Annotated in this window: 5 protein-coding genes; 4 read left to right on the top strand and 1 reads right to left on the bottom strand. The window is 35.4% G+C overall.

Going from position 1 to position 12,628, the window contains the following annotated elements:
• Nucleotides 1-50: 50 nt before the first annotated feature.
• Nucleotides 51-317, bottom strand: coding sequence for a hypothetical protein (locus tag KORDIASMS9_RS00215; protein ID WP_114900924.1), 267 nt, complete (start codon nt 315-317; stop codon nt 51-53).
• A 192-nt stretch (nt 318-509) separates the two neighbouring features.
• Between KORDIASMS9_RS00215 and KORDIASMS9_RS00210 the strand changes: the two genes are divergently transcribed.
• The 4 genes from KORDIASMS9_RS00210 to KORDIASMS9_RS00195 all read left to right on the top strand — a co-directional run bounded on the left by KORDIASMS9_RS00210 (nt 510) and on the right by KORDIASMS9_RS00195 (nt 12,495).
• Complete coding sequence (locus KORDIASMS9_RS00210) at nt 510-1,556, top strand: hypothetical protein (RefSeq protein WP_162819690.1); 1,047 nt, start codon at nt 510-512, stop codon at nt 1,554-1,556.
• 5 nt (nt 1,557-1,561) lie between these two features.
• Nucleotides 1,562-2,083, top strand: coding sequence for a DUF350 domain-containing protein (locus KORDIASMS9_RS00205; protein ID WP_114900922.1), 522 nt, complete (start codon nt 1,562-1,564; stop codon nt 2,081-2,083).
• Nucleotides 2,084-2,261: 178 nt separating this feature from the next.
• Nucleotides 2,262-4,892: a glycoside hydrolase family 9 protein gene (locus tag KORDIASMS9_RS00200; protein WP_114900921.1), complete on the top strand. Its 2,631-nt coding sequence runs from the start codon at nt 2,262-2,264 to the stop codon at nt 4,890-4,892.
• A 283-nt stretch (nt 4,893-5,175) separates the two neighbouring features.
• On the top strand, nt 5,176-12,495 hold the full coding sequence (locus tag KORDIASMS9_RS00195; RefSeq protein WP_114900920.1) for a leucine-rich repeat domain-containing protein: 7,320 nt from the start codon (nt 5,176-5,178) through the stop codon (nt 12,493-12,495).
• The last annotated feature ends 133 nt before the right edge of the window (nt 12,496-12,628 follow it).

The raw sequence follows: 12,628 nt of genomic DNA, 5'->3' as shown, positions 1-12,628 counted from the left end.
ACAATAAAAAAGCGGTCGAATTTCATACAAATTCGACCGCTTTTTTTAGTTTACGCGCAAGTTACACAAGTTAATTCTTCACAAGCAGTTGCTCTGCACGTTAAAATACCTTCGGTCAATGGCGGTATGGTTGGGTCTGGGCAACCACAGGTTACATGCGGACAATACGAAAATACTCTCGTATACTTTTCTGTAAAGTCGATAATCGTATTGATGACGTCAGACACATCTATAGAGGCATTGCCTCCAAATGTTTTATTCAAATTACTTACCGATTGTTTACGGAGCGTTAAACTCTTCAAATTCTTTTTTTTCATAATATAAAAGTGTTGATTTAGAGTAAGTTATAAAAAAAGAAAATGAGTCAATTACGGTTTTTCCGTAATTAATATGTTATAGGTCAGTATTTTGAAAGAATCTAGGTGTAAATTGGTATTACTAGTGGAAGTTTTAAAACAAACGAATCAACAAAAAAATAAAAAAACGAAAAAAAATAATATCTTTATGACATGACCGACAACAACAAACCAAATGGCTGTCTTGTGAGTTTTCAACGGCTCTTTTCAGGAATAATGGCAATTTTGGCAACCATATTTTTAATCATTGTACTCATTTACTTAACGTATAATGTAAAAATAGAGGGAATATCTTTATTGGTGGTCACGGCAAGTAGCTTCTTTGTACTGCGCTATATTTGGAAAAAAGTAAAGCGAAAATCAACTTCAAACAAACAAGTAATAAAAGGTGTTTTTTCAGACTTCTTCCGAATCATCATTGTATTTGCCATTTTCTCTGTTGTTATGGTAATTCTCGAAAAAAATGCAGGAAATAAAATAACAATAAAAGAAACAGAGAACGATACAGACAAAACAGAAATCGTTACTACAACCGAAAATGGAAATGAAATTCGCTACATTGTCAACAAACAATCTTGGCGTGATTTTGCAGGCAATTGGCATCGGATGGATTTCAAAATAGCCGAAAACAACGTGCAAAAATCTAAAAAAAATCGCCACAGCTTTCGCTATACGCGTAACTTTTCTTGGGGAACTTTTTACAAACACATGGCAGATCATGATCGACCGCTATTGGAACATTTGTACGATTCTTTTAGCAAAATTCAAAAACAAAAAAAGTTAAACAGAAGACAATTTGCCGAATTGATCATTACCAGCATTCAAGACATTCAATACAACTATATAAAATCGTCACCTTGTGATGGAAGTGAAGAATTTCCATGTGTGGGAAATGTGCGACTCGGAATTTTTGCACCTGTAGAATTCAGCGCCAGCTTGCAAGGCGATTGCGACTCCCGAACGGTATTGCTATTTGTATTATTAGCAAAATTTGAATATGATGTCGCTATCTTAAACAGCAATCAATACAAACATTCTGTGCTGGGAATCAATATACCTTCCACAGGAAAATACAAAACACGTAACAGAAAAAAATATTATTTCGTAGAAACGACTGCAAAAAATTATACAATAGGAAATTTGCCAGCAAAGGTGTCAAATGTAGGCTATTGGAATTTTGTATTAGTCAATAAAAAATAAAACTTATGAACACAGATGTATTCTATTTAGCACTTAGTCAACTCGTACTCTCTATCTTTTTGGCGATTGTCATCTTCTTTATTTCCTATAAAATACTGATCAAAATATTTAAACTGAAAGAAGAAAACTTAAACGATTCCAACTTGGCATTGAGTATTTTCTTTTCAGGAATTATCTTTAGTACAGGGTATTTGCTAAGTGGAATCATTCCGTCTATCATCAATGCGATTGGCATGTTGAAAGTGCATGCAAAAGAAAATCTATTTGTAGAAGTTTTAAAATACTCTTCCTTATCATTATTTGTTGGTTTTTTATTGGCAGGTGTCATTCATTTTAGCGCATTTATGTTGACAAAATCTATGACGAAACACGTAGATGAAGTTGGTGAGTTAAGAAAAAATAATTTAGCAGTCGCGATTTTACTCGCTACCATTTTAATTTCCATTACCATCATTGCCAAAGACAGTTTGGTATTTTTGATTGAACTCTTCTTACCACAACCTGTGGTTACGGAATATACGGCGTAGTGTGAATATGAGGTTACTCAAACAGAAAAGTATCAGCAAAACGTATACAAAAACAGGAAAAATATCAACATCATAAAAATCACTTATAATATTGATAATCAATTTTATAGTTAAAATATACCCAAAGCATTTTACAAAAAATTAGACTATTCGTATCTTTAAAAGAAAAGGATAGCTCATGAAAAAAATTACACTACTTCTAATATGCTTCATACCCATATTGCTTCAAGCACAGCAATTGATCTCCATCACGCCCGTAAGTGAAAACACTATTTTATTGCGTTTTGATGAAGGCGAAAAAGATTTCACCAACTTTGATGAATTCTACGTTTACAGCGCGCCCAATGCAAGCTATTATGGACAAATAGATGAAGCACAAGCATTACTTCCTGCAAACTTTACGATTACAAGTTTGGATGATGCTTTGTATGCAACGCCACAACAAGCTATAGCAACGTTTTTTAAATCAAAAGAACAAGTAGCTTTGCAAGAGTATTATGTATATGTACGATTGCCAAATGCGATGGAAAATGGCAAAACATATACCATAAATGTTTCCAATATAAACACACAACAAAACACCTTTTCGCTCACATTTGATACCTTCAATACCTTTTCGGAAAGTATTCATGTCAATCAAGTGGGAATGATAGCAAGTGCTACTGAAAAATTTGCCTACGTATCGCAATGGCTGGGAAAAAACAATGCAGCGAACAGTCACTATGAAGATTTTACAAACTTTATTGGCGCAACCTGTCATGTAGTGCGTGCTTCAGACAATCAAATCATCTATACAGGAACAGGCAATAACGGATTGCAGTTTCGCATGGAAAATACGTTGGCAGATTACTCAGAAGATTTTGCTACGAAATATTGGTACAATTCTCCTGTGTGGGAATTTGACTTTTCAACTGTTGGCATCAACATTCCGACAAGTGATGATGAAGAATATAAAATTGTCATTGAAGGCATTGGAAGTTCGTTTCCTTTTAAAATATCAGATAGAGTCTATGACGATGTGTATAAAACCATTTCCAACAGTTTACTATATCAACGAAGCGGATTTGATCGCGGAAACGAATATGCACCTTTTGTAAAACCAGTAGATCATGTGCCTGGTGTTGATGGTTTTGAAATTACATATTCCAACTTTAGACGTATGGATGTAGATTTTGGTGATGACGAAAGCTTTATACAATTACCAGCACAAGCTACTACGGCTGTCAACCCTACAAATGCGACTGCTTGGATGGTTTCTCCAGATACAATGCCATGGGGAAGTGGTGGACATTTTGATGCAGGCGATTTTGATGTGTACATTCAACATTTAAACTTACCGATTTACGGTGCATTTTTATATCAACTCGCACCAAATGGTTTCTTGGATGGCGATTTAAACATTCCAGAAAATAATAATAATGTTCCAGATGTGTTAGACGAAGTACAATGGACACTTGATTTTTTTAGACGTACCAAAGGACCTACAGGCGGAATTTGTGGTGGAAAAGAAACCAACGGTTATTACGGGCCATCTTACAACGATGGTTCAGGAAATTCTTCTTCCGAGCAAATGTGGTATGTATATAAAGAAGATCCTGCGGCTTCGTACGTGTATGCAACGGCAGCAGCTTTGTTTTCACAAGCATTAAGTGTTGCTGGCGATGCAAACAATCAAGCAGATTTGTATAAAAACGAAGCGATTAACGCGTACAATTGGGCAAATGCCAATGTCACAATAGCAGATTTAGATCAATTTTTTCAAGGAATCAGTTACGCCGGAAAAGTAAAAGATTTAAAACTGTCAGCAACGGCAGCTTTATACAGTTTAACAGGTATGCAAGAATATTTGGACTATTATCTCAACAATTCGGTAGTCACAACGCCGACAACCTTACTCTATCAATATCAAATATATGATGAATCGTTAGCAAACTGGATATTTAGCGTGATTCCGCAAGACAAATGGGGAAATTTTGACGCAGTTGCCATCAATTTGCAAAGCACACAAATTCAAGCCATCAATTACTGGAGTGCTGTTTGGGGAACAGACGATATCAGTCTAAAACCAATTCGTTTCATAAAATCGCAATACCAACCGCCAATTTTGGGTACTACTGGTTCTACGCCGCAATTGATGCCGCAAATCATGTCGCACTATCACACACAAGACACGCAATTACTCAATAAAATGTTGTCAAGCAACGACATGTTATTAGGTGGAAATCCTGAAAACAAAGTATACATTACACGTGCCGATTTGTTTGGTGCAGAGCGGTATTCCAGAGAAGTATTGCACGATGCAGCCATGAGCAACGCAGGAAATGCAATTCCGGGAATTCCATTATATACGCATCATTTGGACGGACAAGAAAACTTTGTCATGTCGCCACCAATTGCCGATTGGCCATATATGGAAATGAACTTAGATGCTAGAGTTTACTTTTTACAATCAGAATTTACGATTCATCAAAATACTATACAAAGCATGATGTTTTATGGATATCTTAATTCGATATTCAATCCAGATTTAATTTTGAATGTTCCTGAAAATCCTTTTAATGAAACACAACGACTCGTCATATATCCAAATCCGAATGACGGAATATTTAGAGTCAACTGGCAATCCAATAGTACATTCAACGAAGCATGGTTGTACGACATTAATGGACGAAAAATAGACTTCAAACAAAACGGCGTCTTTGCTGAAAACGGTATTGAAATTGAAACAGGTTTGCTCACGGAAGGTATTTATATCTTAAAAATAAACTTAGACGATGATATTATCACGAAAGAAGTAAACATTCGATAACTAAAAAAAAGTTAATTATAGACAAAAGAGTCATTTTATGCAGGCATAAAGTGGCTCTTTTCAGTATTACTAATAGATATTTATAAATTACGAGTGATTTCCCCCGTGTAAAGTCGTCAAGAATATATAAGTTAAGTACTTTAGCAAATGCAAATTCTTCCCCAGACAAATTTGCTCAAAATAGCTTCATTTTACAATAAGAACTCAATGTATGTCACCATGTATTTTGAAAATTGGTTGATACACTTTACATGCATTTTTACAAACCGATTAAATCCTATACATGAGATTAAGACTACTATTTGCATTATTGATTTTTACAAACATCATTTGGGCAACTACAGAAACACCGCCACCTTCCAACGACAACTTTGCAAACGCTATTCCGGTAAGTTGTGGAGGAAATTATACAGCATCAACAGCTGAAGCAACGTTAGACGAAAACAATGCGCCTGATGGTTTTGGGGCAGACTTAGATGCACCAAATATTTGGTATTCGTACACAGGTAATGGAATTCCTGAAACCATTACGTTAGATTTATGTGCTTCTGGATACGATACTTCGTATTTAATATACACGGGAACTTCTGGAAATTTAACCTTGGTGGCAGGAAATGATGACAATGAAGGCCAATGTGGGCCCGGATATCGTTCGTATGGAACCTTTGAATCTGATGGAATAACGACATATTATATTACAATAACAGGATACAACCCAACAAGTATTGGAGCGGTTGATTTAACTGTTTCTTGTTTGCCAGCAGACATTGTTTATATAACAGACGCAAATTTTGAACAAGCATTAATTGATTTGGGAATTGATTCGGGAACGGTAAATGGATATGTGTCAGTTGCCGATGTTGACCAAGTAAATGACTTGAATATCAGTAATAAAAACATAACAAGTCTATCAGGAATTGAAGCGTTTACAGCACTTGAAATTTTAATTTGTAATAACAATGCAATTCGTTCTATCAATCTAGAAAATCAACCCAGTTTAACTTTACTAAATTGTAGCGACAATGACTTAACATTTCTAAGTGTAAAAAACGGTAACAATACTAACATAACGTCATTCAACGCTTTAAATAATTTTGATTTAGCTTGTATTGAAGTTGATAATACTGCATACAGTACAACGAACTGGACGAACATTGATAGTGGAGTTAGCTTTACACAAAACGACTGTACAAACGTAACATTTGTGCCAGATGATAATTTTGAGCAATACTTAATAGATCAAGGACTTGATGATGTATTGGATAATTATGTACTAACAAACAACATAAATACGATTGAAGTGTTTTCTATATCCAGTCGTCAAATTCATGACCTTACAGGAATAGGTGGTTTTACAGCGCTGGAAGAATTAAATTGCACAAGCAATGAGTTGACGAGTTTAGATTTATCTCAAAATGTAGCATTGCGCAGATTAAAATGTTATTTTAACGAGCTTACCAGCATAAACTTAACGCAAAATACAGCGTTAGAAAGATTGGAATGCTTCGTAAATAATTTAACTACAATTGACCTCACACAAAATACGGCACTTAACTATTTACGAGCAGAGCTGAATCCTTTGGGCACTCTTGATCTGAGTCAGAATTTGGTATTAGATTATATAAATCTCTCAAGAACACAATTAACAGCCATAAATCTTACTGCTAACGTTGCATTAGAGAATATTGTGCTAACGAACAATTTACTGACAAGTATAGACGTTTCTCAAAATGTGAATGTAAAAGGTCTTTTTGTGGACGATAATTCACTAACAAGTATAAATGTTGTTACCAATCAAGCTTTGCAACAATTTTATTGTGACAATAACGCAATTGAATATTTAGACTTGTCAAATAATACGCAACTAGTTTCATTACAAGCTTCAAACAATGCACTGACAGGTATAGACTTGAAAAGCGGAAACAATACCATACTTCCAAGTGCTATCGGTGGCTTTTTTGACGTAACTGGCAACCCAAACTTAACATGTATAGAAGTGGATGATGTAGCATACAGTACTACAAATTGGACAGATATTGATCCGGGACTTACGTTCAGTACAAATTGTAATCCATCACCAATTCCACCGAATGATGAGTGTGTAGACGCGATTCCAGTACCAATAAGTGACGGCGGTTGCAACACAACGGTTTCAGGAACCTTGGCAGGCGCAACAGACTCAAATGTATACCAATGCTTTGGAAACACGAATAGTTTTTCAGATGTGTGGTACAGTTTTGTTGCCACAGATACAGCACACGATATTAAAATATTAAATACTTCAGGAATAAACTCTAGCGTATTTCACACGGTTATTGACGCACAAACGTATTCCTGTGGAAACATTACGGATGCAGTTTACTGTACGGATGCACTTGAACGACAAGCAACAGGATTAACGATTGGAGACACCTATTACATTCAAGTATTTACAGATGTAGCAAATTCAACGGAAACATTTGATGTTTGTGTATCCACACTAAATATTCCAGGACAAACTTATGTGCCAGATGATAACTTTGAACAAGCACTTATTGATTTAGGATATGATGATGTTTTAGATGATTATGTAACTACGGCAAACATTAACACGGTTGAAACGTTAGATGTTTCAAGTGAAAATATTGCCGATTTAACAGGAATCCAAGGTTTTACTGCATTAAAAAATTTAAAATGTACATCAAATAATTTGATAAGTTTAGATGTTACTCAAAACACAGTCTTAGAAATTTTAGACTTCGGACTAAATAACATAACAGCTATTGATATAACGCAAAACACTGTCTTAAAAATATTACGATTCCAACAAAATAGTTTATCAAGTATTGATGTTTCACAAAATGTTGATTTAGAAATTTTTGCAGGAATGTTCAATGGGTTACAAAGTTTAGATGTAACCAACAATACAAAACTAACACTCCTAAATTGTTGGAGTAATGGTATCGACGAAATTGATTTGTCTCAAAACCCAGATTTAGAATTCTTATCTATGAGAATAAACGATCTAGTAAGTTTAGACATATCAGCAAATCCAGTACTAAGAAGTTTAGATTGTCATGCAAATGAACTAACATCATTAAATGTTCAAAACGGAAACAATTCAAACTTTACAACATTTGTAGCAACTAACAATTCTACATTGAATTGTATTCAGGTTGATGATGTAACGTATAGTACAACCAATTGGACACAGATATCAAGTGGTTCAAGTTTTAGTACGGATTGTGGTTATCTTGAAAATGATGAATGTGTAGACGCGATTCTAGTACCAATAAGTGATGGCGGTTGCAACACAACGGTTTCAGGAACCTTGGCAGGCGCAACAGACTCAAATGTATACCAATGCTTTGGAAACACGAATAGTTTTTCAGATGTGTGGTACAGTTTTGTTGCCACAGATACAGCACACGATATTAAAATATTAAATACTTCAGGAATAAACTCTAGCGTATTTCACACGGTTATTGACGCACAAACGTATTCCTGTGGAAACATTACGGATGCAGTTTACTGTACGGATGCACTTGAACGACAAGCAACAGGATTAACGATTGGAGACACCTATTACATTCAAGTATTTACAGATGTAGCAAATTCAACGGAAACATTTGACGTATGTGTGTCTACAAATACAATTCCTGGACAAACCTACGTGCCAGATGATAACTTTGAGCAAACACTTATTGATCTCGGATACGATACAACGCTAGACAATTATGTAACTACGGCAAATATTAACACCATAACATCTTTAAACGTAGTAGGCAAAAATATCGCAAGCCTAACAGGACTTGAAGACTTCACAGCATTACAGTCGCTCGATTTTTCAATCAATAATGTTACTACAGTAGATCTTACTCAAAACGCTCAATTGAGATTCTTATTACTTACCGGAAATTCACTAGCAACTATCAATGTTTCTCAAAATCCACTCTTAAGAGGGTTAACTGTTGAAGAAAATTTATTGACAACTATCGATGTCACTCAAAATCCACTTCTAGAATCACTAAACATTTCAAAAAATTTATTTACGTCTATCGATGTTACTCAAAACGCTGGATTAACTAATCTAGATGTAGGAGAAAATTCACTAAGCCAAATAAATGTCACTCAAAATCCTGTTTTGGCCTTTTTAACACTAGATAAAAACAATTTTTCTGCCGTAGACGTTACAAACAATCCACTACTTTCCAGTTTATCTGTTGAAGAAAATTCATTGACAACAATTGATATCACCCAAAATCCAGTATTATTAGGTGCCTATTTTGGATACAACCAATTAACAACAATTGATGTTTCTCAAAACCTAGCACTAGAAACGCTAGTTGTTACTGCGAATAGCCAAATTTCAACAATAGATGTTTCTGTAAACGCAGCTTTAAAAAATTTAAGGATAAATAGCACACAGATATCAGAAGTAAATGTTTCAAATAATCTAAACTTGGAAGGTTTGTCCGTGTCAAATTGTCCCATAACTGGAGTTGATCTTACTGCGAATGTTGCACTACAAAATTTAGGTGTCGTAGGAAGCCAATTAACTACGATCGATGTATCTCAAAATCCAGCATTTGTAAGCTTATTTTGCAGTAATACAAGTACACTTACCAGTGTAAATATTCAAAATGGAAACAATACAAACGTTACAACCTTCTTTGCTTTAAACACACCAAATCTTACCTGTGTTCAGGTAGATAACGTAGCATATAGTGCAGCCAATTGGAGTAATGTAGATGCTGGAATAAATTTCAGTGCAAACTGTGGTTTTCCTGTAAACAATACCTGTGTAACCGCAATCAACGTCCCAATAAGTGGTATTGCATGTAACAATGTAATAGAAGCGACAATAGTTGGTGCTACGAACTCTAATTCGCTACAGTGTTTTGGAAACAATGCAAACTTTACGGATGTGTGGTTTAGCTTTGTAGCCACCGAAACAACACATAAAATTGCATTACAAAACCTAACAGGTTCGCCAAACTTTCTTTGGCACTCCCTAATTGATGCTCAAGCATATACCTGTGGAAACATTACAGATGCCATTTACTGTACAGATGCATTAGAAGATACCGCAACAGGATTAACAATAGGAAATACGTACTACATACAAGTATATTCACATGTAGCAAATGCAAATACTACATTTGACATTTGTGTGACTTCATTTGCAATTCCAGGGCAAACATACGTTCCAGATGATAACTTTGAGCAAGCACTCATTGATCTCGGATATGACATAACTTTAGATAATTACGTAACAACAACAAATATTTCTGGCATTGAAAACTTAAACATCTCAGAAAGAAGTATTGCCGACTTAACAGGAATTGAAGATTTTACAGCGTTGAAAGAATTAAGATGTGAAACAAACAATCTTACAAACTTAAATATCACGCAAAATACACAACTTACCCTTGTTCACGCATTTAACAATACGCTAACAAACGTCGATTTTACACAAAACACAGCGTTGGTGCAACTATTCATATCAAACAATCAATTGTCGACTATTGATGTATCTCAAAATACAGCATTGGTAGATTTAGGTATTTTTACCAATCCGCAACTAGGAAGTATTGATGTATCTAACAACTCAAACTTAAAAACATTAAATATAAGTTATACACCAGTTTCAGAAATTGACGTTTCCAACAACTTAGCTTTAGAACGATTGTCATTTGTAGATTGCCCTATATCAGAAATTGACGTAACAGCCAATTTAGAATTGAGACAATTAAGTACTTCGCAGAGTCTAGTGACAAGCGTTGATGTATCTGGAAACCCATTATTTGAATGGATATCTTGTAGAAACAGTCCATTGCTTACACAATTAAACTTGCAAAATGGAAACAATACGAATTTTGTATTTTTCCTAGCTACCGATACGCCAAACCTAACCTGCATTCAAGTAGATAATGCTGCCTACAGTACTGCAAATTGGACAAATATTACTCCAGGAACAAGTTTTAGTACAGATTGTGGGTATCTTACGAATGATGAATGTGTAGACGCAATTAACGTCCCAATAAGTGATGCTACATGTAACAATGTAATAGCCGCGACAATGGCAGGTGCAACAAACTCTAATTCGTTACAGTGTTTTGGAAATAATGTAAACTTTACGGATGTGTGGTTTAGTTTTGTTGCCACCGAAACAACGCATAAAATTGCATTGCAAAACCTAACAGGTTCGCCAAACTTTCTTTGGCACGCCCTAATTGATGCAGAAACATATACCTGCGGAAACATTACAGATGCTATTTACTGTACAGATGCATTAGAAGGTGAAGCAACAGGATTAACCATAGGAAATACCTACTATATACAAGTATATTCACATGTAGCCAATGCAAATACGACATTCGACATCTGTGTATCTACAAACTCAATTCCAGGACAAACCTACGTGCCAGATGATAACTTTGAACAAGCATTGATCGATTTAGGCTTAGATACCACCTTAGACGATTACGTAACCACAGCAAACATCAACACGGTAAACGACCTAAACATTCGTAATTTGGGTATTTTTGACCTTACAGGAATAGAAGACTTTGCCGCTTTAGAAATCCTAAACTGTGGCTTAAACTTTTTGGGTGAATTAGATCTAAGTCAAAACACAAACCTTAACTATCTCATTGCAGACAACGCGGCGTTGGTTGCCTTAAATATGCAAAACGGAAACAATACCAATGTCACTACGTTTGTCACACTCGGTAATGTAGATTTATTCTGTATTCAAGTAGATAATGCTGCGTATAGTACTGCCAATTGGACAATTATTGAAGCTATGACAAGTTTTAGCGAATATTGCGGAAATCCTATTCAGTTGGCGGCGAAAGTATACTTACAAGGCGCGATGCTGCAAAATACAGACGGTTTTATGAGAACCGATTTAAAAGATAACAATCATATCTTAACCGTAAGTCCATATACAGATGCAACGGCGATTCTTGCAACCGATCCTGTATTTACTGCTACGGGACAAGACAAAATTGTCGATTGGATTTGGGTAGAACTCAGAGATGCCGCAAATCCATCAGTGGTCTTAAATGGCAAATCTGCGTTATTACAACGCGATGGAGACATTGTAGAAGCACTTTCAGACAATACGTCAACTCCTGTAAACTTTGCGCGCGCGCCAGGCGATTACTATGTCGTTATAAAGCACAGAAACCATTTAGGCATCATGTTAAATATGACTATTTCTTTTACAAATATGGTCACTGCTGTAGATTTTACAGATGGTAACAACCAAATTACCCATGGTGCAAACGCACAAACGACCTTTGGAATGCCCGCAAATACGGTAGGAATGTGGTGTGGAAATGTAAATGGTGATGGTGTTGTGCAATACTCAGGAACCAATCCTGATGCGCCAGCCATTCTCTCAACAGTACTAAATGATCCTGACAACTTCCTAAACTTTCCAACGTTTACAGTAAGTGGTTACGAAGTAAATGACGTTAACATGGATGGAAGCACGCAATACACAGGTACAAATCCTGATACGCCGCTAATCCTACAAAACGTACTAGCGCATCCTGGAAACTTTCTAAACTTTAGTACCTATCAAATCGTAGAACAACTACCTCAAAACGAATAAAAAACAAAAAAACAGATGTAAAAATATCCAACAAATAAAAGCTGTACACAAAAAAAGACTTCTATCAAAGGATGATGACATATTTAAGCATTAACATCATTTATTTTTATCATAAATTTTATAGATACTTTAA

Origin of the sequence: Kordia sp. SMS9, assembly GCF_003352465.1 — a bacterium.
Classification (GTDB): Bacteria; Bacteroidota; Bacteroidia; order Flavobacteriales; family Flavobacteriaceae; genus Kordia.
The sequence above is the reverse complement of the archived record's forward strand: the minus strand, read 5'-3'. Positions and strand labels throughout refer to the sequence as shown.

Bases quoted from the DNA above. Each gene is read 5' to 3' on its own strand.
- KORDIASMS9_RS00215 (WP_114900924.1), bottom strand. From the start codon at position 317: ATGAAAAAAAAGAATTTGAAGAGTTTAACGCTCCGTAAACAATCGGTA.
- KORDIASMS9_RS00210 (WP_162819690.1), top strand. From the start codon at position 510: ATGACCGACAACAACAAACCAAATGGCTGTCTTGTGAGTTTTCAACGG.
- KORDIASMS9_RS00195 (WP_114900920.1), top strand. From the start codon at position 5,176: ATGAGATTAAGACTACTATTTGCATTATTGATTTTTACAAACATCATT.
- KORDIASMS9_RS00205 (WP_114900922.1), top strand. From the start codon at position 1,562: ATGAACACAGATGTATTCTATTTAGCACTTAGTCAACTCGTACTCTCT.
- KORDIASMS9_RS00200 (WP_114900921.1), top strand. From the start codon at position 2,262: ATGAAAAAAATTACACTACTTCTAATATGCTTCATACCCATATTGCTT.